The sequence below is a fragment of the Mycobacterium sp. Soil_C_30 genome (assembly GCF_057656995.1).
The window spans coordinates 41,748-67,116 of the sequence record NZ_JBDGJH010000010.1 but is presented as its reverse complement, the minus strand read 5'-3'; the positions used below and the strand labels follow the sequence as shown (position 1 = coordinate 67,116).

Here is a 25,369-nt window from a genome sequence, read left to right as displayed (position 1 = left end):
GTTGTGGTCAATGGTCATACCCCCAGGAAGTTCTTGATGTTGGAGCTGACGATCTTGGCGGCGTTGTCGGGCCCAACCGCGTCGACGACTGCTGCCAGCGACTTCTCCGAGTAGCCGAACGTGCTCTCGTTGTGCGGGTAGTCACTCGACCACATCACGTTGTCGACGCCGATGTGGTCGATCAGGTGCAACCCGAGAGGGTCGACCATGAACGAGGCGCTCATGTGGTTGTCCCAATAGTGCCGGACGTCGTGCTGCAGTTGGTGGTTGAACATGTGCCGGTAGGAAGCGAGCATGTGCTGGGCGTCCTGCAGAGCCGTTGGCACCCAGGCGATTCCACCCTCGAACCAGCCGACCCTGAGCTGGGGGTGACGGTCGAGGATTCCGGAGAACACATACTTGGCGAACTGCTCCCGGAAGGAGTCGACATTGACCATCATGCCGACGACCACACTGTTGTTCTCACACGGCGTCTTCGGCGGCGTCTCGCCGATGTGGTGACTGACCGGCAGGCCGGCCTCATCGATCTCATCCCACACCGCGTCCATGGCGGCGCCGCCGTAGTCGTAGATGTTGCCGTCGTCGTCTTTCCCGGGGTTCAGCGGAAGCAGGAACGTCTTGAGCCCCAGGGCCTTGAGTTCCGCGAGCGTGCTGCGGGTACCTTTTGGATCCCACCAGTTGATCAACCCGACGCCGTAGAAGTGCCCGTTCGAACGCTCCTGCAGGTCGGCGATGTGCTCGTTGTAGATGCGAAAGACACGCTCGCGCAACGACTTGTCCGGGTAGTGGAACAACGCCAGAACGGCGTTGGGGAATGCCAGCTCCTTGTCGATTCCGTCCTCTTTGAGTTCCCGGATACGTGCGTCGATGTTGTTGGACGCGGCGCCGGCGAGGTCGTCGTACTGCATCAGCACCCGCCCGAAATCCCCACCCGTCCAGGCCTTGCCTTTCATCCCGACCATGTACGCGCCGTCCTCGTACCAGATGCGCGGCGCGGCGCCCTTGAGCTCGTCGGGGAAGCGCTCGTAGAAGATGTCATCGGCCACCGAGATGTGGTTGTCGGCGGAGAAGATCTCGGTCCCTTCAGGAAGCCCAGTCAGTCCACCGCCACTGGAGTGACCCTGCCGGTTCTTGGGTGCTCCGAAACCTTCCGGCGGGTAGAGCGTCGCTGTGCTGGATTGGCTGGACATCTATGGCCCTCCATTCAGATCTGGTTCTGCTCGCGGGGAGTGGCTGTCCCCGAGTGCCGCGATGACGCGGCCGACGCACGCCGGACCGGTAAGCGCCATGCTCACTGACGGATAATGACGTTATCAGCTTACGCGCGTATCCAATAGCGGATCCCTGGTTGTAAATACCGCACTTCTCACCCCTTCCAGCGGTAATGCCATTCTCATTTTTGATAATTCGATCTCGGGTCGGGAGCAGATCCACGGGAGCGGGGACTATTGGTTTCGGCTCCGAGACTGCTATTCTCCGAAACGAGAGTGAGGGTTTCATGACTGAAACAACCATCGGGGTCGACGCGGACGCGCTGGGTCACTGGCTCGACGAGCATCGGGCACCCGGAATCGGGGAACGTCCCACCCTCGAGCTGCTGTCCGGCGGTTCGCAGAACACATTGCTCCGCATCCAGCGCGGCGATCAGCGGATGGTGCTTCGCATGCCGGGAGCGCGCGCCGACTCCACCCGCTTCGACGGACTGCTGCGAGAGATCCGCCTGGTGCGCGGCCTGAAGGGCACCGACGTTCCACACGCCGAACTCATCGCCGCCGACGAATCCGGAGCACTGCTCGGAAAGCCGTTCTACGTCATGGCCGAGATCGACGGCTGGAGCCCGATGAGCGGCGGATGGCAACCGCCGTTCGACACCGATCTGGATGCCCGCCGCCGCCTGGCCTTCGAGCTCGTCGACGGTGCCGCCAAGCTCGGCCGCGTGGACTGGCGCACCCACGGTCTCGAAGGATTCGGCAAGCCCGACGGTTTCCACGAACGCCAGGTGGATCGGTGGTTGAGCTTCCTGCAGTCCTATCAGGTGCGTGAGCTGCCGGGGCTCGACGAAGCGGCGGACTGGCTGCGCCGCAACCGGCCCGAGCACTTCCGGCCCGGCATCATGCACGGCGACTACCAATTCGCCAACGTCATGTTCGCCCACGGAGCCCCGGCCCGGCTGGCGGCCATCGTGGACTGGGAGATGACCACCATCGGCGACCCGCTACTGGACCTCGGCTGGTGCCTCCTGGGGTATGACGGCGAGGAACCCAGTGCGGACGGTTTCTATCTGGACATGACGGGGATGCCCACCCGTTCGGAGTTGCTGGCCCATTACGAACAGGTCAGTGGACTGTCCACCACGCACATCCAGTACTACCTGGTGTTGGCGAACTGGAAGCTGGGAATCGTCCTGGAGAAGACCTACGCGGCCTCGCTGGCCCCCAACAGCAAGGTCGACCCCCAGGTGGCCGCCGCGATGGGGCCGATGATCCCCCAGTTGACCGCCAAAGCCGCGGAACTGGCGAGGAGTGCGAAATGACTTTTCCCGCAGAGCTCTTCGACCTCACCGACCGTGTCGTCCTGGTGACCGGCGGCAGCCGTGGGCTCGGCCGGGAGATGGCATTGGCCGCGGCACGGTGCGGGGCCGACGTCGTGATCGCCAGCCGCAATCTCGAGTCCTGCGAAGCCACCGCCACCGAGATCGAAGCCGAGACCGGCCGCACCGCGATGCCGTATGCCGTGCACGTTGGTCGCTGGGATCAGCTCGACGAACTGGTGGAGGCGGTGTACCAGCGTTTCGGAAAGATAGACGTACTGGTCAACAACGCCGGCATGTCCCCGGTCTACGACAAACAGACCGACGTCACCGAGAAGATGTTCGATGCCGTCGTCAACCTCAATCTCAAAGGGCCGTTCCGGCTGTCGGCTCTGGTGGGCGAACGGATGGTCACTGCAGGCAAGGGTGTGATCATCAATGTCAGCACCCACGGCTCACTGCGTCCGCACCCGTCGTTCATCCCCTATGCCGCCTCCAAGGCGGGGCTGAACGCGATGACCGAGGCCATGGCGCAGGCCTTCGGACCGACGGTGCGAGTCAACACCTTGATGCCCGGGCCGTTCCTGACCGATATCAGCAAGGCGTGGAACTTCGGCTCCGGCAACCCGTTCACACACTTCGCGCTGCAGCGCGCCGGGGAACCGCCCGAAATCGTCGGCGCGGCCCTGTTCCTGATGTCCGATGCGTCCAGCTACACCACCGGTTCGATCCTGCGGGCCGACGGCGGCATCCCCTGATAGCCCGAAAGGTTGACCATGGCATGGGATTTCTGCACCGAACCCGAGTTCCAGGAGAAGCTGGACTGGATCCGGGCGTTCGTCACCGACGAGGTGGAACCACTCGAGGTGCTGTTCCCCGGGTGTGAATTCCTTCCCTTGAACGACGAGCGGCGCCGTATCGTCGACCCGCTCAAGCAACAGGTGCGCGACCGTGGTCTGTGGGCCCCGCATCTGGGACCCGAGCTCGGCGGCCAGGGCTTCGGCGTCGTCAAGCTGACACTGATCAACGAAATACTGGGCCGCAGTTCGTGGGCGCCGATCATCTTCGGCACCCAGGCCCCCGACACCGGCAATGCCGAGATCCTGGCCCGCTTCGGCACCCAGGAACAGAAGGACACCTACCTCGCCGCACTGCTGAGCGGCGAGATCTTCTCCTGCTTCTCCATGACAGAACCCCAAGGCGGTTCCGACCCGCGGGTGTTCACCACCACGGCGGTCCCCGACGGTGACGACTGGGTGATCAACGGCTGCAAGTACTTCTCGTCGAACGCCTCGGTGGCGTCGTTCATCATCGTCGTCGCCATCACCGACCCGGATGTTCCCGTCCACAAGGGCGCCTCGACGTTCCTGCTCCCCGCGGACACTCCCGGGATCCACATCGAGGCCACCCACCATCTGGTCGGTGCGCTTCCCCACGATCCCGGGCATTCGCTGGTGCGGTACCGCGATGTCCGGGTGCCCTCCTCGGCCATGCTGGGCTCGCCCGGGCAGGGCTTCCACGTCGCACAGTCGCGGCTGGCCGGGGGCCGTATCCACCACGCCATGCGGTCGATCGGACTGGCCCAGCGCTCCGTCGACATGATGGCGCGACGGGCGAAAAGCCGCTTCACGCAGGGGACCTCGCTGGCCGACAAGCAACTGGTGCAGGCGATGATCGCCGACTCCTATGCCGAGCTGCTGCAGTTCCGGCTCACCGTGCTGCACACCGCCTGGCTCATCGACACTGCCGGTGAGCATGCCGCCCGTGCGGAGATCGGCGTGTGCAAGATCCTGGCGTCGCAGGTACTCAAGTCGATCGGGTTGCGCGCCATTCAAGTGCACGGGGCAATGGGTGTCACCGAGCAACTCCCGCTGACCAATGTGCTCCTGGGAGGCGTTGTGCTGGGCCTGGCCGACGGACCCACGGAAGCCCACAAGGTGAACCTCGCGCGGCTGCTGCTCAAGGACTACGACGCCGAGGACCCGGAGTGGCCCAGTGAGTTCCTCGACAACCGGATCCAGGCCGCGCGCGCCAAGTACGCCGGGGTGATCGACCGCGTGCCCGCACTACCATGACGCGCGCCTCGGCCGCCGTCGACCGCGCCCTCGACGAGCGGCACCGCGAAGCAAGTGCCGAGGTGGAACGCATCCTGGCCGCCACCATCACGGTGATGCAGCGGGTGGCGCCCGAGGAACCTCGTGTCAATGACATCATCGCCGAGGCAGGGTCATCCAAAAAGGCGTTCTACCGGTACTTCTCGAGCAAGGACGAGCTGATGCTGGCGGTCCTGGAGCGCGGTGTCGGCATCATCGTGTCCTACCTGGAACATCAGATGGCCAAGGCGCCACGGCCCCGGGACCAGATCGCACAGTGGATCGAAGGCGCCCTGGCACAAGTCTCCGACCCACATCTGATGACGATGAGCCGGGCGGTGCACGAACAACTGTCCGACCGTGTGCACGCAGACGACATCATGGCCCCGATGCGGGACCTGTTGATCGCACCCATCACCGCCCTCGGAGGCGACGATCCCGAGCGGGACATCGCCACGGTCTTCCAGCTCACCGCAGCGACCATGCGCAGATATGTGGGTTCCGGTGAGCAGCCTGCCCCCGGCGACGTCACCCACCTGGTGCGCTTCTGCCTGCGCGGATTGGAGAACGGATGAAGGCCGTGCTGTGCCGCCGCTACGGTGTGCCGGAGGAGCTGGAGCTCGCCGAACTCCCCGATCCGCTGCCGGGTCCCGGTGAGGTGGTGGTGGCCGTGCGGGCGGCCGCGGTGAATTTCCCCGATGTGCTGTTCATCTCGGGCGGGTACCAGGTCAAGGTGCCGCCACCGTTCGCGCCGGGAAGTGAATTCGCCGGCGAGGTGCTCTCCGTAGGTGACGGCGCCGGCTACTCCCCCGGCGACCGGGTGTCCGGCTCGGTGATGGTGGGCGCCTTCGCCGAACAGGTTGTGGTGCGCTCGGATTCGTTGACGCCCGTGCCCGATGGGGTGGACTTCGCCTCCGCCGCTGCCTTCGGGGTCACCTACCGCACCGCCTACTACGCCCTGCGCTCGGTGGCCCGGGTGCAGCCCGGGGATTGGGTGGTGGTGCTGGGTGCCGCCGGCGGCGTCGGCCTGGCGGCGGTGGATCTGGCGCTGGCGCTCGGCGCCCGGGTTGTCGCGGCGGCGTCCAACACCGAGAAGTTGACGTTGTGTCAGTCGCGTGGTGCGCACGCGGTGATCGACTACAGCCACGAGAACCTCCGGGACCGGATCCGCGAAATCACCGGTTCCGGCGCGCAGGTGGTGTTGGACCCGGTGGGCGGCGCGTACGCCGAGCCGGCGTTACGCGGTTTGCGCCGCGGCGGGGTGTTCGTGACGCTGGGTTATGCCTCCGGGGTGATTCCCTCCATTCCGTTGAACCTGGTACTACTCAAGGGAATCACCCTGCAGGGCATGGAGATCCGGACGTTCATGGGCGACCACCCCGACGAGACGGCCCGCGACAACGCCGAGTTGGCAGCGCTGTTCGTCTCCGGGGCGGTGCGACCCCACATCGGCGCGCGGTTCCCGCTGGCCGAGACCGCCACCGCGCTGCGGCACGTCGCCGACCGCCAGGCTCTCGGAAAGGTGATCATCGACGTCGCCCGCTAGTCTGGGCCGTCGAGATCTCGCAGAGGGTTGCTTTCAGGCGCACTTCACGACCCTGGCGTGCATCTCGACAAATCACGAAAACTGCTGTGCCACTTCAGTATCAGAAGTCACAAATGCGGGATTCTTGTCAGAGGCTGGGTCTAGCTTCAGGGTATGGGTACTTCAGCGGTCGCCGACAAGGAGGCGATGCTGGCTGCCCAAGCGCAGATCGAAGCCTTGACCGCGCAGATGAACTCGTTGTCGATCGACGCGTTCACCCCGCTGGAGTTATTGGAATTGATGCAGCGCCGCGAAACCGTCACCTGGATGCAGCCGGCCCTGGACCACAAGGTGTATCAACGGCTGAGGTCGGAATGCGCACCGAAACAGTTGGGGGCGACCAGCTTCAACAAGGTCCTGGCCGCCCGGTTGCGGATCAGCGAGGGCGAGGCCGCCCGCCGCCTCACGTCGGCCTCACTTTTGGGCCCGCGGACCGCACTCACCGGCGGACCGTTGGAGCCGGCGTTGCCGAACATCGCCGCCGCCCAAGCCCACGGCCTGATCGGCCCCGAACACGTAGCCAAGGTCAAAACGTTCTTCAAAAAACTCCCGGCATCGGTGGACTTCTCGGCCCGTGAAGCCGCCGAAGCCGACCTGGCCCGCCACGCCTCGACCCTGGATGTCGACGGCTTCACCGAAGTCGCCGACCGACTGAAATACCTCCTCAACCAAGACGGCGAGTACAGCGATGTCGACCGCCAAGCCGGCCGGTACTTCACCATCGGTAAGCAGGACGCCGACGGTAACGTTCCGGTGCACGGCAGGCTCACCCCGGAATGCGCGGCCACCCTGCACGCCGCGCACGCCAAACTGGCCGCCCCAGGCATGTGCAACCCCGCCGACGAAACACCCCAGGTCGACGGCGAACCCGACGCCGAAAAAGCTCGCACCGATGCCCGCACCCAAGGCCAACGCAATCACGATGCGCTGCTGGCGATGGGCCGGGCGCTGCTGGCCTCCGGTGACCTCGGCCACCACAACGGCCTGCCCGTCACCATCATCGTCAAAGCCAACCTCACCGACCTTGAAAAAGGCGTCGGGCACGGCCTGACCGCCGACGGCACGCTGATCCCGATGCCCGAGGTCATCCGGATGGCCTCCCACGCTTACCACTACCTGGCGTTGTTTGACGGCAAAGGGGTGCCGTTGCACCTGGGACGGGCCCGCCGGACCGCCTCCCGCGGACAGCGGATCATGCTGCTGGCCCAACACGGTTGCTGCACCATGCCCGGATGCACCGCCTGCGGGTACCGCTGCCAAGTCCACCACGCCAACAAAGACTGGAAAGACGGCGGCCAGACCAACATCGAAGACCTCACCCTGGCCTGCGGGCCGGACAACCGGATGGTCGAGACCACCGGTTGGACCACCCGAAACCGGCCTGAGGACGGTGTCACCGAATGGATTCCGCCCCCGGAACTGGACTGCGGACAGTCCCGCGTGAACGTGTATCACCATCCCGACCGGATCCTCGCCCCCGACGATCCCTAACCCGAGGGTGAGCTCAAAGCCGGCCGCCGGCAACACAAGTCAGCGGCCGGCTGGACGCCGTCTACCAGGTGACGGGCAGGCTGTAGACGCCGAATGCCAGGCGGTCGTGCTTGAACGGGATCTCGTCGAACGGGATCGCCAGCTTCATGGTGGGGATGCGGCGCACCAGGGTGTGGAAAACGATCTGCATCTCGGCGCGCGCCAACTGCTGGCCGACGCATTGGTGCCGGCCGAAGCCAAAGCCCACTTCATCCTTGGCGTTGACGCGCTGCAGGTCGAGCTTGTCCGGTTCGGGGAACGCTTTGGCGTCCCAGTTCGCCGGTGCCAGATCGATGATGATGCCGTCGCCGGCCTTGATCACCTCACCGGAGATCTCGATGTCCTCGATGGCAATGCGCCGCTGACCGTTCTGGATGATGCTGAGGTAACGCATCAGTTCCTCGACCGCGTTGGCCACCACCTTCGGGTCATCTGTATCCCGCAGCAGCGCAGCCTGTTCGGGATTCTGTAGCAGCGCCAACACACCGATACCGATCATGTTGGCGGTGGTCTCGTGCCCGGCGATCAGCAGCCCGGTGCCCAGTTGCGCGGCTTCCTTGACGCTGATCTCTCCGGCGTTGACGCGCTCGGCCAGATCGGAGACGGCATCCTCACCGGGCGTCTGCATCTTCTTCTGCACCAGATCGATCAGGTACTGCGCCAGACTCATGGCGCCTTTCTGGCCGTCCTCCGCCGAGGCGTACCGGGCCAGACCCACATTGGCGTGGTGCTGGAAGAACTCGTGGTCCTCGTAGGGCACTCCGAGCATCTCGCTGATCACCCGGGTGGGCACCGGCAGTGCCAGCTGTGTGACGATGTCGGCGGGCTGGTCGCCGGCGAGAATGGTGTCGATGCACTCGTCGGTGACTTCCTGGATGGCAGTTCGCAAGCCCTCGACGCGCCGGAACGTGAAGGGCTTGGACAACATCCGGCGGAAGCGGGTGTGCTCTTCGGCATCGGAGGTGAACACCGAGCGCGGCCGCTTCTCCACGGTCGAGAGCATGTGCTCGTTCCAGTGCGGGAAACCGGGCCGACGGTCGTCGACGCTGACGCGGGAGTCGGCGAACAACGTCCGCGCCTCCTCGTGCCCGGTGATGAGCCAGGGGGTGCTGCCGTCCCAGATGCGCACTCGGAAAAGTCCCTTGTCCGCACCGAGTTCCAGCATCTGCGGTGGCGGCGAGAACGGGCATGCTGCGGCGCGCTCCATCGGATACTCGGGAATGTCGGTCCGGGTGGCGTCAACGATGTCGGTCATGAAACTCCTGACGGGTGGTCCTCGACGTGAATGGCCATGGCTGGGCAGGCGGCGGCGGCTTCGCGAACGGCATCGGCCAGTTCGCCGGGTGGGGTGGCGTCCAGCAGGATCACGCTGCCGTCGTCCTCGTCTTGGTCGAACACCTGGGGTGCGTGCGCCACACAGTTGCCCGCGGACACGCATTTGGCTTGGTCTGCATGGACTTTCATCGTGACACCGGCGCCGCCATCAAGCCGGTGATAGCGTCGACCAAGCTGGTGGCCATCGAATCCCAGGTGTCGTGCGGGGTCGGATCACCGGCGGCCAGCGCGCGCTCCCGCTCGGCGAACATCCCGACGATCAGTTGGCGTGCCATCGCATTGCGTTCCACGCGAACCTCGGCGGGCATGTCCGGCAGGCAGGCATGCAGCCCTTGGATGACCGCCAGTACCGCCGACGACGTGAGCGATTCCTCGGACACGAGGTCGCGATGCGCCGGATCGGGCATCAGCTGGGCGGAAAACCGTGCGTACCAGGTGGGGTGGCCGAGTTCGGTCAGATGCGCGGCCAACGGCCGCACCAGGCATTCCACCCAGTCGCGCAGCACGGGTTCGGCACCCACCCGGTCCACCATTTCCTGGCAGCGGCGCTCGACGGCCCCGTTGTGCCTGCGGACGATCGCCCGCAGCAGATCGGCCTTGGTGCCGAAGTGATAACCGACGGCAGCGTTGTTCCCTTGTCCCGCAGCCTCACTGACCTGCCGGTTGGACACGGCGAACACCCCGTGTTCGGCGAAGAGCTGCTCGGCGGCGGTCAGGATCGCGTCGCGGGTGCGGTCGGTACGCCCACCCCGCGGGCTGGTCCGGGATGCCTTCGTCCGGGATGCCATGGGGCAAGTCAACCAAGCCACTCCTTTTAAGTCAAGCGACTGATTTAACCGGCGCCGTTCGAAGACGCGCGGGCTTTGGACGCCAGCACCTTGCCCGCGACGGTGCCGCCGTCGATGGGCAGTACGGTGCCGGTGACGTACCGGGAACGCTCACCGGCGAAGTACAGCGCAGCCTCGGCGACGTCGTCGACGGTGCCCTCCCGCTTGAGCGGGCGGTCGGCCCGCATCTGCGCGCGGATACCCTCCTCGAACTGCTCCAGCCGGGCCAGGTCCTCCCCTGTTGCCGACTTCGAGACGATGGCGGTGCGGATGTTGCCGGGCGCGATCGCATTCACACGGATCTCGTGATAGGCCAACTCGATTGCCGCGGACTTGGTGAACTGGATGACCGCGGCCTTGGACGCCCGGTAGGTCATGACGCCGCCGCCGGCCTGGATACCGCCGATCGACGTCAGGTTGATGATCGAGCCCCCACCGTGCTGCGCCATGTACCGGGCCGCGTCGCGAGTGCCTGCCATCACGCCCAAGACGTTGACGGCCATCACCTGGTGAAAGTCGGCGAGGTCGTCCTCGAGAAAACGACGGTGCATCTTGCCGGAGACGCCGGCGTTGTTCACCATCACATCCAGTCCACCGAACCGGTCCACCGCGGCGTTCACCAGCGCGCCGACCTGATCGACATCGGCGACATCGGTCTGCAGGAACAGCGCTTCCGGCAGTAGGGCGGCCAGGGCCTCACCGCGCGCGGTCTCGACGTCACCGATCACCACCGCAGCACCCTCCGCGGCGAACCGGCGCACCAGTCCCTCACCCAGTCCGGACGCCCCGCCGGTGACGACAGCGACCTTCCCCGCCAGTTCACTCATGTGCTCTCCCATCCTGTGACTTGTTGGCCAGGAAGTTCATCAACACCTCGTTGGTCGCCTGGGGTTGTTCGATCTGCGGGCAGTGCCCGGCGTCGTCGATGACCACGGACCGCGCATCGGGAATCTGGCCGGCGATCTCCGCCGCCCACCCCGACGGAAGCAGTTTGTCCCCGCCTCCTTCGATCACCAGTGTCGGCACCGCAATGCGATCGTATGCCCGCTTACTCGAGACCGGGGCCGGCGCTGCGGAATCCGGACGGCGAAAGCGGGCCGCCGCGATGGCTTCCCACGCTCCCGGCAGCGTCGCCGAAACATGGCGGCGCAGCACGTAGTCCTCGTCATCCGGAAACCGCGACGAGTGAAACAGCGCCTCCACGATCGCCCGCATGGCGGCCACGGTGGCGTCGTACTCGTAGAGCGCGGTCATGTGCCGGTTGGCTTGGATCTCACCGCCGCCACAGATGGCCACCAGGGCGCGCATCGGTAGTCGCGGGTAATCCGAGGTGGCATCGACCAGGAGGTTGATCGCGCCCATGGAGTTGCCGATGAAGACCGCGGACTCGATCCCCAGCACCGCACAGAACCGGGCGATGTGACGGATCCGCAGTCCGCGGCCGTCGACAAAATCCAGCACCTTGGCCGAGTGGCCGTAGCCGAGCATATCCGGTGCCAGCACGCGGTACCGCGATGCCAGAACCGAAATGGTGTGCTCCCAGCCGATTTCGGCGCTGGCGCCGAACTCACCACCGTGCAGCAGCACCACCGGGTCGCCGGTGCCGGCCTCCAGATAGCTGGTGACCAGACCATCGACCATGAGGGTTCTACGCTGGGACACGGCGCTCGATCGTGAAGGTCAGCAGCTGGGTGGCCAACATCTCCAACTGGCCGCGAACCGTGCTGTCCACCAGGTTTCCGGCCTCGTCCCACACCGGGTCCGCGGAGTTGATGGCCACGCCCAGCGGTGTCGGCCAGGCCCGCAGGGCATGCCCGATACCGCGGAGCTGCCCCAGCGTGCCCACCGCCGCCTGCCAGCCGTAGGCGCAGGTGATGCACCCCCAGGGAGTGTTGTCCAGGTAGACGCGGGGATCTTCACGCAGATCCTCGATGTAGTCCAGTGCGTTCTTCACCAGTCCGGAGATCGCGCCGTGGTAGCCCGGGGACGCGACGACGACGGCGTCCGCGGCACGCAGGGACCCGACCAGTTCGACGGCGCCGGGGGTGCGTTCGAGTTCGTGCGGGGCGTACATCGGCAGTTCGAGGTCGGGCCCGGCGTAGAGCTTGGTGCGGCCACCTTGCGCCTCCACAGCGGAAAGGCAGTACCGCAGCGCACGTTCGGTTGACGACCCGGCCCGCAGCGTGCCGCCCAGACCCACCACCAGAGGCGTTGTCGATGTCATGCCAGTCTCCTATTTGATGGCGATCGGATTGACCGGAGAGCCCACCGCGCCGATCACCCGCAGCGGCGGCGCGACGAGCTGGAACTCGTAGATGCCGTCGGCCGCGCAATCGGCCGCCAGCGCCGTCAGATCCCAGTACTCGCCGAACATCAGGCCCATATCGCGCAGACACAGCATGTGCATGGGCAGGAACGTGCCTTCCACCCCCATCGCGGGGTCGGGATCCTCGACCATGAGGTTGTCGGCGGCCACCGCCGCGACCTCGAGATCATGCAGCCAGGAGGCGCACCGCCAGTCCAGCCCGGAACCCGGTTCGGCGCCGTCACCCGTGCTCTGGAACCGCGTCCACCAGCCGGTGTGGACGACGACGATGTCGCCGCGGCCCACGGTGACACCCTGAGCCCTGGCCACCGCGTCGAGTTCGTCTGCGGTCACCGGCTCTCCCGGCGGTAGGAACACCTCGGCGCCACGGTGTTTGACGACGTCGAGCAACACACCCCTCGAGGTGATGCCCTTGACGTCCACCTTGTCGATGCCGCAATGGTAGGCGCCGAAGCTGGTCACCGACGATGCCGGGAAACCGTTGTAGAGCTTGTCCTCGTAGTACACGTGCGACAGCGCGTCCCATTGGGAGGCGGCCTGCAACGGCATGACGATCATGTCGTCGTTGAACCGGAACGGGTTGTCGACGAAGAACCCCGAGAGTTCCTGCGCCACCGACTTCTTCAGCCACTTCGGGCCGTACTCCACCAGCGTGTTGGCATCGCCACCGTCGACGGTCATCACATGGACCGGGTTGTGCCGAAACTGGAACGCCCCCTGCGGTCCCCCGGAGCAGAAGTCGGCACCGAGGGCGAACACCTTGCCCTGCCGGGCCAGCGACGCGGCCTCGGCGACCTTGTCGGCGCTGATGAAGTTCAACGTGCCGAGTTCGTCGGCCTCACCCCAGCGCCCCCAGTTGCGCACATCGTCGGCGGTCCGCCGGAAGTCGGTCATCGTTCCTGGACCTAGCGCCATAGTTCGTGCCTCTCTGTCTCACCGAAGGTGCCGCCATCCACCCAGATGACCTGACCCGTCAGGTAACTGGCGGCGGCGCTGTTCAGGAAGACCAGCACGCTGGCCTGTTCCTCGGGTTCGGCGGCCCGCCCCAGTGGCGTCTGGAACGAGTCGAGGAAACCCTGCCCGTAGGCGCTACGCAGCTGGTCGAGAATCGGTGTGTCGGTGACTCCCGGTGCGGTGCAGTTGATCCGGATGCCTTTGGCACCCAGCGCAGCGACGTTGGCCATGCCGTACAGGATGAGGGCTTCCTTGGCCAACCGATACCCGCCGCCGTCCTTCAGGGCGTCCGGGTGGTTGTCGCACCACTCGATGCCCTGGTCCACATCGGCTGTTTCCACCAGACCCGAGGTCACCTCGGCGTTGCGTCGGTACCCCGAAGCCGCCAGCGACGACACGTTGGCGATCGCCGATCCCGGCGGCATCAACGGGATCACGGCCTCGGTGAACTGCCGGGTGCCCAGGAAGTTGATGGTCACCACGCGCAGCGGGTCCCCGATGCCCGATGACACACCCGCGATGTTGAACAGTGCGTCCACCGGCCCGGACAGTGTGGCCGCGGCCTGGTCGACGGCGGCGGCGTCGGACAGATCCAGGGGAACGAACTGACTGAGGTCGGCAGCGGGCTGGCGGATGTCGAGGCCGATCACCTCGGCACCGAGTTCGGTGAGCTGCTGCGCCACATGGGCGCCGATACCCGAGGCACAGCCGGTGACCACCACCCGTTTGCCGTCATAACGCCACAACACGTCGGCTAACCCGCCTTCTCGCGGGCTTCCTTCTCAGCCTGCGCTGCTTTGACGCGACCTTCGTTGATCTCGGCCATGGCCTCGGGGATCTCCCCCGCGGTGAACTTGCCACCGCGGCCGGTGGGCAGACCGCCGAACGAGTAGGTCTCGTCGAACAGGGGCGCATCCGAGGCCTGGCGGCGGCCCTCGACCTTCTCGATGACGGGTTCGAGGCGCTTGGCCTTGTCCGCCACGGCGGCGGCATCACGTTCGATGAACTCGGGCAGGATCTCCTTGCCCATGATCTCGATGGACTCCATGGTGCCTTCGTGGCTGCGCGGGTTCAGCAGCAGGATGATCTCGTCGACGCCGCTGGCCTCATAGCCCCGGAGGAACTCACGCACGGTGTCGGGTGAGCCGATGGCGCCACGGCCCGGACCGTAGGCCAGTGTCGGATCCTCTTTGACCGCTTCCTCGTAAAGCTCCCACACACCGGTGCGGCCGGGAGTGTGCATACCGGTCATGTAGTAGTGCATGATCCCGAACGAGAAGAAGCCGCCGCCGATGCCGAGCCGCTTGAGCGCTTCCTCGTCGGATTTGGCGACCATCATCGACAGGTCACCACCGATGGCCAGCAGGTTCGGATTGATGGCGGGTGTGACGGGCGTGCCCTTTTCTTCGAACTCTTTGTAGTAGCCGTCCACCCGCTCCTTGAGCGCTTCCGGCCCGGTGTAGGCGAAACTCAGTGCGCCGATGGCTTTCTGGGCAGCCATCTGGACCGAGGACGGCCGGGTACACGCCACCCACACCGGCGGGTGCGGCTTCTGCAACGGCTTGGGAATGACGTTGCGGGCCGGCATCTCGATGTGCTCGCCCTTGAATCCGCTGAACGGCGCCTCGACCATCGACCGGATCACCACCTCGAGCGCTTCTTCCCACTGCGCCCGCTTGTCGGCCGGGTCGATGTTGAAGCCGCCGAGCTCGGCGACGGATGAGCCTTCGCCGGTACCGAATTCGACGCGGCCGTTCGACAGGTGATCCAGCGTGGCGACGCGTTCGGCGATCCGCGCCGGGTGGTTGATCGACGGCGGCAGGTGCATGACACCGAAGCCGAGGCGGATGTCCTTGGTGCGCTGGCTGGCGGCGGCCAGGAACATCTCGGGGGCGGTCGAGTGGCAGTACTCCTCGAGGAAGTGGTGCTCGGTGAGCCACACCGTGGAGAACCCGGCCTTGTCGGCGGCTTCGACCTCATCGAGACCGTGCTGGAAGAGCTGGTGCTCGTCGTCGTCGGACCATGGCCGCGGCAGCGGGAACTCGTAGAACAGCGAGATCTTCATGCTTTACCTCCGATGGGATCACTGGCGATGTCTGGTCGGCTGGTGGAGCGCGAGATGTGTTGTGCGGCGATGTAACCGAATGTCATGGCGGGGCCGATGGTGGCACCGGCACCGGCGTAACTACGGCCCATCACGGCGGCCGACGCGTTGCCGATGGCGTACAGCCCCTCGATCACGGTGTCGTCTGGCCGCAGCACGCGGGCGAACTCATCGGTGCGCAATCCGCCCGAGGTGCCCAGATCGCCGAGGATGATCTGGAAGGCGTAGTACGGCGGTGTGGTCAGCGGATGCAGGTTGGGGTTCGGCAGCGTCGGGTCACCGTAGTAGTTGTCGTAGACGCTGTCCCCGCGGTTGAAATCGTCGTCGTGGCCCTGGCGGGCCAGTTCGTTGAACCGTGCTGCGGTGGAACGCAACTGCGCCGGCGGCACCCCGATCTTGACCGCCAGTTCCTCGAAGGTGGCCGCCGACTTGACCACACCGGACTCCAGCCATGCCGCGGGCACCTTGCGACCCGTGGGCACCGGCGCGAACGGCACCTTCGGAATGGGCAGGTGACCGGCCACCACGTAGGAGTGGAAGGACCGCTGATCGGTGATCAGCCAGCACGGGATGTGGCTGATACCGGTGTCCTGGCCGTTGAGCATGGCATGCGCGAAGTCCATGTACGGGGCGGCTTCGTTGACGAACCGTTTCCCGGCGCCGTTCACGACGAACTGCGACGGCATCATCCGTTCGTTGAGCATGAACTGCAGCCGGCCGTCCGGCCAGCAGATCGCCGGGAACCACCACGCTTCGTCGAGCAGATCGAGCGCCCCGCCGACCTTCTCCCCGGCGCGGATACCGTCGCCGAGGTTGGCCGGGTTGCCGAAACTCCAGTCCTTGTCCAGCACCGGGAGGTGTTCGCGCCGCCACGCCATGTCGTGGTCGAAGCCGCCGCTGGCGATGATGACCCCGCGCCGCGCCTCGATGCGCTGCGGTGCCCCGTCACGTTCGACGACGGCGCCGGTGACGCGGCCGTCGGCGTCGGTGATGAGTTCGGTCATCGGCGAGTCGAGCCACAGCGGAATGCGCTTGTCCTTCATCGCCAACCGCATCCTGGCGGCCAGTGACTGACCGATGGCCGCCATCCGGTCACCGAACACCCGGGCCCGCAGCATCCGCCAGATCAGTTTCACCAGCACGGCCTTACCGCGCCAGTTCTGCCGCACCTGGTAGAACAGCCGAAGGTCTTTCGGCGCGAACCAGATTCCGCGGGGCGCCAGGGCCAGGGGTTGCAGTAGTTCGTTCTCGAGGTCACCGAGCTTGCGCAGGTCGATGGCGGGCACGTTGATGGTGCTGCCCCGCTCGGATCCGCCGGGCAGCTCGGGATAGTAGTCGGCGTAACCGGGCTTCCACACGAATTCGAACCAGGGACTGAGCTTTTCGAGGAACTCCATCATCTCCGGGGCCTTCTCGACGTAGGCCCGCAGCCGTTCTTCGGTGACCAGTCCACCGGTGATCCTGCGTAGATAACCGACCACCGCATCGGGGTCAGGTGAGTAGCCGCCACGGCGTTGCGCCGGCGCCCCGGGCACCCAGATGCCGCCGCCGGACAGGGCCGTGGATCCGCCGAAGTACGACGCCTTCTCCACCACCAGGGTGTCCAGTCCGGCGGCGTCGGCCGCCAGCGCCGCCGTCATGCCTCCACCGCCGGAGCCGATGATCAGCACATCGACGCTGTACTGGGAGTTCATGCCGCCACCGCCGTCCGGATCGCGAACCCGGCGATCAGTTCAGGTGCGGGGCGGTAGTAGCGCTGCACCGTGCGATAGGGTCCTGCCGCGGACAGTGCCGCGAACGCCGTTACCCAGGTGCGGATCTCGTGCGCTGAGTTCCCGGCTTCGGAGGCAATCCAGGTGTTGGTCCAGCTGTCTGTCTCGGCGAGGCGCCCGGTGTCGAGGAGTTCGAGGAAGGCGCGGTCGAAGTCAGGGTTCAAGGGTCGCAAGGGGCTTTCTCCGTGGGCGAAATCATGGGCGGCCGCCATCACCGCCGACTGGCGGGCCTGTCGCGCCTCGGTGCTCATCGGCGCTCCGTGCACGATCCGGTCCAGCGCCGCGGGCGGCGCGGTGGCCAACGTCGGCACCGGCGGATCGTGGGACAGCCCGCCGGACCCCACCACCAGCACCCGCTCGGTGCGCGTCGACAGGAACTGCCCCACGGCCGTACCGAGCGCTCGCGCCCGCGACAACGGGCCCAGCGGGGTGGCCACCGAGTTGAGGAACACCGGGATCACGGGGACCGCCGTGGCGTCGCCGAACAGTGTCTGCAACGGCTGTACCGCGCCGTGATCCACCTCCATGCTCGCCGAGATCGCCACATCGACACCGGCGTCGAGTACCGCCGCAGCGCACGCCGTGGCGATTTCGGCCGGCACGTCGAGTGCACCGAGATGGGATCCGTAGTCCCCGACGCCGGAGGCGGCGGTGCCGATGCAGAACGGCGGCATCAGCTTGTAGAAGAAGCCGTTGTAGTGATCGGGTGCGAAGACGACCACCAGCTCGGGATCGAAATCAGCGACGAATGCCCGGGTTTCACCGAGCTGGGCGTCGATGTCGCCCAGCAGTTCAGCTGACGGTCCCGGAAGATTCAGCAGCGGGCTGTGGGACATACAGCACAGAGCGATCGGCATTGTCGGCGTCACCTCCTCCTGGGTGCAGCGCGAGTGCGCCGAAGATCGCCGAACTGCGTTCGGCGGCGAGTTGGGCAACACACGAGGCGGCGATGCACCGGTCCGGCCGCAGGAACAGCACCGAATCGGTGTGCGCATCGAACCAGCCTTTGAGGGCGCCGGTCCGGTCACCGACCACCGTGACATCGGGGTCGTCATTCCCCGGCCAGTGCAGCTGAGACATCGGCCGGGCCACGACGAAGCTGGCGCCCAACGCCTTCCACGCCGCGAACGCGTCGTCTCCGAGGAACTGGCGGGGGTTGTTGCTCCAGCACAGCACCGCGAATCCGTGGCCCAGAACGTCGTCGAGCAGAACGCCGGCCTGGGTGCGGGTGTCCACCCGCGGCTGGATGAACAGGGTGCCGACCATGGACGTCGGCGGCGGCGGCGACTCCGCGTGCACCACCGCGCCCTGCTCATAGCGGGGCATCGGCTTGAACCGCATCTCCAGCACGTACCGCTTGAGTGACGGGACGATGGAGGCGCCGCGAATCAGCTTGTCGCGCAGAGTCGCAACACGCCGGTTGGTCGGCGAGATCACCCGCCCGACCATGGTGGACAGGTCGATCATCGCCCGGGCGTGTTTGCGTCGTTCGGTGTCATAGGTGTCCAGCAGGGCGTCACCGGCGGCGCCGTTGACCACTGCCGCCAGCTTCCATCCGAGGTTGGCCGCGTCGCGGATCCCGCTGTTGTAACCCTGGCCCTGCCACACCGGCATCAGGTGAGCGGCATCGCCGGCGATCAGCAGACGCCGGTCCCGGAAGGCGCTGGCGATCCGGGAGTGATGGGTGTAGACACGGCGCCGGATCACATCGACCTTGTCCGGGTAGGGCACCAGCGGTGCCAACAACTGCGCGACGAAGGCCGGGTCCTCGGCCTGCTCGTCGGTCTCGTGGGCGTGGATCATGAACTCGAACCGGCGGATTCCGTGCGCGATGGAGATGGAGACATACGGCCGGTCCGGGTCGGCGCCGACCTCGCTGTTGGGATGCCCCAACGGGTCGTTGGCGAGGTCGACGACCACCCAGCGGGTGGCCGAGGTGGTGCCGTCGAAGGTCACGCCCATGGCGCGCCGGGTGGCGCTGCGCCCGCCGTCGCAGCCCACCACGTAACGCGCCCGCACCGTCGTCCCGTCACCGAGGTCGACACTCACCCCGTCGGCGTCCTGCGTGACCGCCGTCATCTGCCGGCCCCACAGCACCTCGACGTGCTGAAATCGGTCCAGCCCCTTGAGCAGTTCGGCATCGACCAGCGGTTGGACGAAACCGTTGCGCTTGGGCCAGCCGAACCGTGCGTCCGGCGGCGCCATTTCGACCAGCAGACGCCGGTGTGCATCGAAGAAGCGCAGGATCTGGTTGGGCACCGTGTGCGGGAGCACCGCGTCGACCAGCCCGATGGACTGAAACGTCCGCAGCGATTCGTCATCCAGGCCGACGCCGCGCGGGTAGTCGATCAGCGTGGCGCGTTCTTCGGCGATCAGTGTGCGAACACCCTGCTGGCCAAGGGTGTTCGCCAGCGTCAGACCCACCGGCCCCGCGCCGACGATCAGGACATCGGTATCGGTGCTCACGCGCGCCCCAGCAAGAAGTCCAGGTGCAGTCTGTCGAAGGTCTTGGGGTCTTCGTACTGCGGCCAGTGCCCACAGTCCGGCATCACCTCGAACCGTGCGCCCGGAATCATCGACGCGATGCGCTGCCCCTCGCTGACATCGGCGGTGGGGTCGTCACTGGTCCACAACACCAGCGTGGGCGCGGTGATCTTGCCGTAGACCTCGGCACCCAGGATGTTACGGGCCCGGATCTCGGGATCCTGCAACGCCATGATGTCGCGCATGGCGGCGACGAAGCCGGGCTGCCGGTAGATCCGTTGCCTGCTGGCCACGATATCGTCGTAATCCTTTGTCTTGTCGGCCATCAGCCACTTGATGCGCGCTTGGACGGTCTCCCAGGCCGGGTCCTCGACAGCGGCCATGGACAAGGTGATGATCCGTTGCATCACCACGGGATCGGCTTGCGAGCCGCCTGCGGTGTTGAGTACCAACCGCTCGATCCGGTCGGGGTGATCGGCCGCGGTCCGGGCCGCGACCCAGCCGCCGAGCGACTCCCCCGACAGATACACCGTGTCCGCCCCGATGGCGTCGAAGACGGCGAGCAGATGGTCGACGTAGTGCGCGACTTCCAGCGGGTGTCCCGGTTTGGCGGTGTAGCCGTGGCCGAGCATGTCGATGGACCAGGTGGAGAAGTGCTCGGCGTGCGACTCCAGATTGCGCACGTACGCCTCGGCGTGCCCGCCGGATCCGTGCAGCAACACCAGTGCGGGCAAGGCGGGATCGCCCGCGTGCAGGTAGCGGGTCCGCACCCCGGCGGCATCCAGGTAGCCCTGGGAGAAGGAAACACCCTGCAGATCACTCCAGATGCTTTCGAACTCCGCCACCCTAGGCCCCTCTGCCTGCGAATATGCCATTCTCTTTTCTTGCCAACATTGTGTGCTAAAATCGCACATCAATGTGCACTATCTATAGAGCATCACTCTCAGGATGACGTCTGTCAAGGGAGCTCCCGGTGGGGATGCCGTGGGTCCGGCAGTCTCCGGCCCCGGTATGCCCGGGTCACAGACCCTGGCCCGCGGACTGACCGCATTGCAGGCGGTGGCCGCCGCGCCCGGCGGTCTCACCGTCGCGCAGGTGGCCGATCACATCGGGGTGCACCGCACCATCGCCTACCGACTGCTGTCGACGCTGGCGCAGTTCCGGTTCGTCGCCAAAGCCGAAGACGGCCGCTACCGTTCCGCGTCGGGACTGGCCGTGCTGGGCGCATCTTTCGACAACGGTCTGCGCCAGGCGTGCCTGCCCCACTTGCGGGCGCTGGCAGACGATTTGAGCACCACGGTCTCCCTGCTGGTCGCCGAGGGGGACCAACAGGTGGCCATCGCGGTGATCGTGCCCACCCACGTCGCCTATCAACTGTCATTCCACGAAGGCAGTCGGTATCCCCTCGACCGGGGCGCCGCCGGTATCGCGCTGCTGGCGAGCATGCCTCCGCGCCCCGATGAGCGCGATCTTGTGACACTCACCCGGGAGCAGGGCTGGGTGCTCACCCACGGCGAAGTCGAACCCAATACCTACGGACTCGCGGTTCCGGTGCACCGACTGCCACCGTCGCCGCCCACCTGCATCAACCTGATCTCACACCGCGAGGACGTGGTGAAGCGCGGCAAGGATGCGGTGGTGCGCGCCGCCGCTCGACTGTCCGACATCCTGGCGTGAAAGGACGTTCCAGTGCCCACAGAATGGAATGACGAGACCGACGTGGTGGTGCTCGGGACCGGGGCCGCCGGTTTGACCGCCGCCCTGAGTGCGGCCGCCACCGGAGCCGACATCCGGCTCTACGAGAAGGCGCCCACCGTCGGTGGCACCACCGCCGTCTCAGGTGGTATCGCCTGGATCCCGGCGCACCATCGCGCCCCCGATCAGGACCTGACCGTCGAGGCCGCGCTGGACTACCTGCGCGCGCAGAGCTTCGGCGCCATGGACGAGACCCTGGTCGAGACATTCGTGCGCACCGGCCAGGCGATGATCGACTTCGTCGAGGCCCACAGCGAGGTACGGCTCGAGATCGCCACCGGATTCCCTGATTACAAGCCGGAACTCCCCGGTGGGCGCCCCGGCGGCGGCCGCTCGCTGGGACCCAAGCCGTATGACCTGGCCCGACTGGGCCAATGGCGTGACCGGATCACCTCGTTCCCCGCCGATTTCAGCAATGTCGGCCTGGATGCGGAGACGCGGGCGCGGCTGCATGCGGACTTGGGGAGCACAGGGGACCCGGACAACACTGTCGTGGCCGGCGCCGCCTTGATCGCCGGACTACTCAAAGGCCTGTTGGATCGCGGCATTTCGCCGAAGACCGGGACTCAGGCCGCGGCGCTGCTGGCCGAGGACGGCACCATCACCGGTGTCCGGTTCGGCGACGGCAGCACCGTACGAGCCCGGCGCGGCGTCATCCTGGCCAACGGTGGTTTCGAGTGGGATCCGCGCCTGGTCGACGCATTCCTGCGCGGTCCCATGCACGGGCCGGTGTCACCGCCGTACAACACCGGGGACGCACTGCGGATGGCGATGGCGCACGGTGCTGACCTGGCGAACATGGGTGAGGCATGGTGGGTTCCGGTGGTGTCGATTCCCGGGGACACCCATCTCGGTAAACAACGCAGCCGCAGCGTCCGGCTGGAACGCACCCGACCACGCAGCATCATCGTCAACCGTGCCGGCAAGAGATTCGTCAACGAGGCGTGTGACTACAACTCGATGGCCGGCGCGTTCCACTACCTCGATCCGCGCGGCGGTTACGTCAACGACCCGGCCTGGATCGTCTTCGACGACCTCCACCTGAAGAAGTACGGGTTCCTGGGCGTCGACCCGGGCGACGAGGTTCCCGGCTGGTTCTGCAAGTCCGCCGATCTCGAGGAGCTGGGCGACAAGACCGGTATCGACGCAGCCGGGCTGGCGGTGACGCTGGCCGCGTGGAACCAGCACGTCGCCGACGGCGTGGATCCCGACTTCGGCCGCGGGGCAAGCGCTTACGACGGATATTGGGGTGATGACCAGGCGACGACGACCGCGGGCAAGACCCTTGGTCCGCTGGACACCGCACCCTACTACGCGGTGCCGGTCACCGTGGGCGCCATGGGCACCAAAGGCGGCCCGCGCACGGACCGCGATGGCCGGGTGCTGCATGTGTCGGGCGCGCCGATCCCCGGCCTGTACGCCGCGGGCAATGCCATGGCCGGGGTGACCGGGCGCGCCTACGGCGGCGCAGGCGGGACCATCGGGCCGGCGATGGTGTTCGGCTTTCGCGCCGGGCACCACGCCGGCAGCGGAACCTCGGTGTCCTAACGCCGGACGTGGACGAAGAACCGCGCGGCCCGGGCGATGGAGTCCTGCACCGGCTCGGGTGTCCAGCCCAGCTCGCGCTCGGCCTTGCCGTGGTCCAGGCGCGACATCTGATCGGCCATCCGCACCCCGGCCGTGGCGAACGGCAGATCACGGCGTAACAGAACCGACGCCAGATCGTTGACCCGCGCGCCGGCGTACAGCACCGGCAGCGGAATGTCGATCCTCGGTGGCCGTACTCCCACTGCGCGAGCGGCGATCTGGTGGATCTCGCGGGTGCTCAGATAGCTGTCGGAGATGATGTAACGCTGGCCGGGGCGGCCGTGCTCGGCGGCCAGCAGCATGGCCCGGGCGGCGTCCTCGATACCGACGACCTCCATCGAGAAACCCATGTTGAACGGCATGGTCCCCGCGGCGACCCGCATCAGTGCGCCGCCATGCGGGGTGGGCGCCCAGTCCCCGGGTCCGTACGTCGTCGAGACGCACATCGCCACCGCCGGCAGATCGTGCTCGCGCACGTAACGCATCACCAGCTCTTCGGCGGCCACCCGCGCATCGATGTAGGGGCCACCGCCGGTCCAGTTGTGGGCATCGGTCTCGGTGACCGGCCGAAGCTCGTTGACCGCCAATGTTCCGGTGGTGCTGGTGAACACGAACTTCGGCACACCGACGTCCACGGCGGCGTCCAGCACGTGGCGCAAGCCCTCGACGTTGGTGCGGAACAACGGCGCCGGATCGCGTAACCACATGCGGGCGTCGACCACGCAGTAGTAGACGACATCGCATCCCGTCATCGCCGCGCGCAGGGCGGTGTCATCGAAGATGTCCCCAAGGCAGCGTTGCACGTCGAGGTCGTCGACTCCGCGCGTCACGCTGGTCCGGCGCACCATGATCCGCACGTCGCGACCGGCCCGCACCAGTTGCCGCGTGACGTGGGAACCGAGGAACCCACTGGCACCGATCACCAGAGACGTCACACCGTGCCGGCCTTCTCGCGAATCGCGCTGCGCACCTTGAATTTCTGCACCTTGCCGCTGGCGGTGCGGGGGAACTCATCCACCGCGCGCAGCTCCTCGGGCCACTTCTGCCTGGCCATCCCGAGGGTGCTGAAGTGGGCGCGCACGTCGTCCAGGCACGGCAGCTCACAACCGGGCTGCATCCGCAACACCGCGGCGGCATGCTCGCCCAGGCGGGCGTCGGGCGCTGCCACCACCACCGCCTCGGCCACCCCCGGCATGGCCAACAGCGCTTCTTCCACCTCGACCGCACTGATGTTCTCACCGCCGCGGATGATCACATCGGACTTGCGGTCGGTGATCGTCAGGTAGCCGTCCTCGTCCAGCACGCCCACATCCCCGGTGTGATACCAGCCGTCGGCGTCGAACGCCCCGGCAGTCAGCGCCGCATCGGTGTAGCCCAGGCACAGATCGGGTCCGCGGGAGAGGATCTCGCCATCGTCGGCCAGTTTCACCTCGACGCCGCTCAGAGGTGCGCCGTCGGTGTAGAGCCGCTTGTCCTCGGGAGCATCGAACCGCGAGCCCGTGATCGACGGATGCTCGGTGCTGCCGTAGGAGCGGTAGACGTTGATGCCGAGGTCGGCCAGGCGCCGGGTGACGGCCACCGGGACGGTGGAGCCGCCCAGGCCCACCGACCGAACCCCGTCGAGATGCTCGCGGGTGAAATCGGGGTGGTCGAGCAAGCTGGTCACGAAATACGGCGGCCCTCCACCGACCGCCAGGCCGTCGCTTTTCATCAGCGCCAGCGCCAGGGCCGGGTCCCATACGTCGGCCAGGTTGATCGCCTTGCCACCGATGACGGGGATCAGGAACGCACCCACCATTCCGATGAAATGACCGACCGGGGTGGCGGTGAGCTGCTTGCCCCGGTCGTGGCTGCTCTGCGCCACCAGCTGATGCGTCTCGTGCACCAGGCTCCGGTGACTGTGCACCACTCCTTTTGGCGCACTGGTGGTTCCGGAGGTGTAGGCGATCAGTGCCGGGCGGCCGGGATGCACCGGCACGACACCGGCCATCGGTTCGTCGGCCAGCAGCTCCTCGAAATCGCGCCCCACCACACCGACCACAGGCACTCCGGCAACAACCTCGCGATCGAATGTCATGCGCCCGAAGCTTTCCGCGGTGACGAAAACGCGGGGGCGGCAGTCACCGACGATGTGGGTCAGTTCTTTGCGGCCGTAGAAGTGCACGATCGGCACCACCACCGCACCCAGCAGCGCTGACGCCCAGAACGTCGCGGCGGCCTCCACCCAGTTGGGCAGCTGCATGGCCACCACGTCCCCCGCGCCGACGCCACGGGACCGCAGGCCGGCCGCGAGCCGGCGCGCCATCAGTTCCACATCGGCGAACGTCCCGTCATAGGGACGCACCGCCGAATGCACGCGGAACTCGGCACCGGGTGTTGCCGCCAGACCACGCGCCAGGAGATCGCCCAACGTGTCCGACGTCCACCAGCCCTCCCGCTCGTAGCGTTCGACGAGGTCGTCGGGGATGTTGCGCATCGGTCTCCTGG

Annotated in this window: 24 protein-coding genes; 8 read left to right on the top strand and 16 right to left on the bottom strand. The window is 66.6% G+C overall.

All coding sequences use genetic code 11. The features are described 5' to 3' along the window. Positions 1 to 14 precede the first annotated feature (14 nt). Positions 15 to 1,190, bottom strand: a complete 1,176-nt coding sequence (locus AC3A6P_RS19505; protein WP_487693344.1) for an amidohydrolase family protein — start codon at positions 1,188 to 1,190, stop codon at positions 15 to 17. Between the two features lie 308 nt (positions 1,191 to 1,498). Here AC3A6P_RS19505 and AC3A6P_RS19500 point away from each other — a divergent pair, with 308 nt between their 5' ends. The 6 genes from AC3A6P_RS19500 to AC3A6P_RS19475 all read left to right on the top strand — a co-directional run bounded on the left by AC3A6P_RS19500 (position 1,499) and on the right by AC3A6P_RS19475 (position 7,699). After that, positions 1,499 to 2,533, top strand: a complete 1,035-nt coding sequence (locus AC3A6P_RS19500; protein WP_487693343.1) for a phosphotransferase family protein — start codon at positions 1,499 to 1,501, stop codon at positions 2,531 to 2,533. Then, the gene (locus tag AC3A6P_RS19495) at positions 2,530 to 3,288 is read left to right on the top strand and encodes an SDR family NAD(P)-dependent oxidoreductase (RefSeq protein ID WP_487693342.1); all 759 of its coding nucleotides are present in this window, start codon (positions 2,530 to 2,532) and stop codon (positions 3,286 to 3,288) included. The genes AC3A6P_RS19500 and AC3A6P_RS19495 overlap by 4 nt, the downstream gene beginning before the upstream one ends. An 18-nt stretch (positions 3,289 to 3,306) precedes the next feature. Continuing rightward, positions 3,307 to 4,605, top strand: a complete 1,299-nt coding sequence (locus AC3A6P_RS19490; protein ID WP_487693341.1) for an acyl-CoA dehydrogenase family protein — start codon at positions 3,307 to 3,309, stop codon at positions 4,603 to 4,605. Further along, the gene (locus tag AC3A6P_RS19485) at positions 4,602 to 5,198 is read left to right on the top strand and encodes a TetR/AcrR family transcriptional regulator (protein ID WP_487693340.1); all 597 of its coding nucleotides are present in this window, start codon (positions 4,602 to 4,604) and stop codon (positions 5,196 to 5,198) included. The genes AC3A6P_RS19490 and AC3A6P_RS19485 overlap by 4 nt, the downstream gene beginning before the upstream one ends. After that, the gene (locus tag AC3A6P_RS19480) at positions 5,195 to 6,169 is read left to right on the top strand and encodes an NADPH:quinone oxidoreductase family protein (RefSeq protein WP_487693339.1); all 975 of its coding nucleotides are present in this window, start codon (positions 5,195 to 5,197) and stop codon (positions 6,167 to 6,169) included. The genes AC3A6P_RS19485 and AC3A6P_RS19480 overlap by 4 nt, the downstream gene beginning before the upstream one ends. Positions 6,170 to 6,322: 153 nt before the next feature. Continuing rightward, positions 6,323 to 7,699, top strand: a complete 1,377-nt coding sequence (locus AC3A6P_RS19475; protein WP_487693338.1) for an HNH endonuclease signature motif containing protein — start codon at positions 6,323 to 6,325, stop codon at positions 7,697 to 7,699. Positions 7,700 to 7,760: 61 nt separating this feature from the next. Here the strand turns inward: AC3A6P_RS19475 and AC3A6P_RS19470 are convergent, their stop codons facing one another. Genes AC3A6P_RS19470 through AC3A6P_RS19410 form a run of 13 tightly spaced genes read right to left on the bottom strand, consistent with a single transcriptional unit; the run spans position 7,761 to position 20,385 of the window. Next, positions 7,761 to 8,993 (bottom strand): cytochrome P450, encoded by a 1,233-nt coding sequence (locus AC3A6P_RS19470; RefSeq protein ID WP_487693337.1) that lies wholly within the window; start codon positions 8,991 to 8,993, stop codon positions 7,761 to 7,763. Next, positions 8,990 to 9,202 carry a ferredoxin gene (locus tag AC3A6P_RS19465; RefSeq protein WP_487693336.1) on the bottom strand — a complete coding sequence of 71 codons (213 nt, stop codon included), beginning with the start codon at positions 9,200 to 9,202 and terminating at the stop codon, positions 8,990 to 8,992. Before AC3A6P_RS19465 ends, AC3A6P_RS19470 begins: the two co-directional genes overlap by 4 nt. Beyond that, positions 9,199 to 9,861: a TetR/AcrR family transcriptional regulator gene (locus AC3A6P_RS19460; protein WP_487693335.1), complete on the bottom strand. Its 663-nt coding sequence runs from the start codon at positions 9,859 to 9,861 to the stop codon at positions 9,199 to 9,201. The genes AC3A6P_RS19465 and AC3A6P_RS19460 overlap by 4 nt, the downstream gene beginning before the upstream one ends. Before the next feature lie 44 nt (positions 9,862 to 9,905). Then, positions 9,906 to 10,727: an SDR family NAD(P)-dependent oxidoreductase gene (locus AC3A6P_RS19455; protein ID WP_487693334.1), complete on the bottom strand. Its 822-nt coding sequence runs from the start codon at positions 10,725 to 10,727 to the stop codon at positions 9,906 to 9,908. Beyond that, positions 10,720 to 11,541, bottom strand: a complete 822-nt coding sequence (locus AC3A6P_RS19450) for an alpha/beta fold hydrolase (protein ID WP_487693497.1) — start codon at positions 11,539 to 11,541, stop codon at positions 10,720 to 10,722. Before AC3A6P_RS19450 ends, AC3A6P_RS19455 begins: the two co-directional genes overlap by 8 nt. A gap of 7 nt (positions 11,542 to 11,548) precedes the next feature. After that, on the bottom strand, positions 11,549 to 12,124 hold the full coding sequence (locus AC3A6P_RS19445) for an NADPH-dependent FMN reductase (RefSeq protein ID WP_487693333.1): 576 nt from the start codon (positions 12,122 to 12,124) through the stop codon (positions 11,549 to 11,551). Between the two features lie 9 nt (positions 12,125 to 12,133). Continuing rightward, positions 12,134 to 13,120 (bottom strand): cyclase family protein, encoded by a 987-nt coding sequence (locus AC3A6P_RS19440; RefSeq protein ID WP_487693332.1) that lies wholly within the window; start codon positions 13,118 to 13,120, stop codon positions 12,134 to 12,136. Positions 13,121 to 13,131: 11 nt separating this feature from the next. Further along, on the bottom strand, positions 13,132 to 13,929 hold the full coding sequence (locus AC3A6P_RS19435) for a coniferyl-alcohol dehydrogenase (RefSeq protein WP_487693331.1): 798 nt from the start codon (positions 13,927 to 13,929) through the stop codon (positions 13,132 to 13,134). Between the two features lie 5 nt (positions 13,930 to 13,934). Further along, positions 13,935 to 15,245, bottom strand: a complete 1,311-nt coding sequence (locus AC3A6P_RS19430; RefSeq protein WP_487693329.1) for an LLM class flavin-dependent oxidoreductase — start codon at positions 15,243 to 15,245, stop codon at positions 13,935 to 13,937. After that, positions 15,242 to 16,978, bottom strand: a complete 1,737-nt coding sequence (locus AC3A6P_RS19425) for an FAD-binding protein (protein WP_487693328.1) — start codon at positions 16,976 to 16,978, stop codon at positions 15,242 to 15,244. The genes AC3A6P_RS19430 and AC3A6P_RS19425 overlap by 4 nt, the downstream gene beginning before the upstream one ends. Beyond that, entirely contained in the window at positions 16,975 to 17,892 is a 918-nt protein-coding gene (locus AC3A6P_RS19420) for a 3-carboxyethylcatechol 2,3-dioxygenase (protein ID WP_487693326.1), read from the bottom strand. The genes AC3A6P_RS19425 and AC3A6P_RS19420 overlap by 4 nt, the downstream gene beginning before the upstream one ends. After that, positions 17,849 to 19,522: a bifunctional 3-(3-hydroxy-phenyl)propionate/3-hydroxycinnamic acid hydroxylase gene (locus AC3A6P_RS19415; protein ID WP_487693325.1), complete on the bottom strand. Its 1,674-nt coding sequence runs from the start codon at positions 19,520 to 19,522 to the stop codon at positions 17,849 to 17,851. The genes AC3A6P_RS19420 and AC3A6P_RS19415 overlap by 44 nt, the downstream gene beginning before the upstream one ends. After that, a complete protein-coding gene (locus tag AC3A6P_RS19410; protein ID WP_487693324.1) occupies positions 19,519 to 20,385 on the bottom strand; it encodes an alpha/beta fold hydrolase in 867 nt (288 codons plus the stop codon). The genes AC3A6P_RS19415 and AC3A6P_RS19410 overlap by 4 nt, the downstream gene beginning before the upstream one ends. Before the next feature lie 103 nt (positions 20,386 to 20,488). On the opposite strand from AC3A6P_RS19410, the gene AC3A6P_RS19405 reads away from it, so the two are divergent. Next, a complete protein-coding gene (locus AC3A6P_RS19405) occupies positions 20,489 to 21,217 on the top strand; it encodes an IclR family transcriptional regulator (RefSeq protein ID WP_487693323.1) in 729 nt (242 codons plus the stop codon). Between the two features lie 12 nt (positions 21,218 to 21,229). Further along, on the top strand, positions 21,230 to 22,843 hold the full coding sequence (locus tag AC3A6P_RS19400) for an FAD-dependent oxidoreductase (protein ID WP_487693322.1): 1,614 nt from the start codon (positions 21,230 to 21,232) through the stop codon (positions 22,841 to 22,843). On the opposite strand, the gene AC3A6P_RS19395 is transcribed toward AC3A6P_RS19400, so the two are convergent. Next, positions 22,840 to 23,817 (bottom strand): NAD-dependent epimerase/dehydratase family protein, encoded by a 978-nt coding sequence (locus AC3A6P_RS19395; protein WP_487693321.1) that lies wholly within the window; start codon positions 23,815 to 23,817, stop codon positions 22,840 to 22,842. The two genes, AC3A6P_RS19400 and AC3A6P_RS19395, sit on opposite strands and share 4 nt — an antisense overlap. Next, a complete protein-coding gene (locus AC3A6P_RS19390) occupies positions 23,814 to 25,358 on the bottom strand; it encodes an AMP-binding protein (RefSeq protein WP_487693320.1) in 1,545 nt (514 codons plus the stop codon). Before AC3A6P_RS19390 ends, AC3A6P_RS19395 begins: the two co-directional genes overlap by 4 nt. Positions 25,359 to 25,369 lie beyond the last annotated feature (11 nt).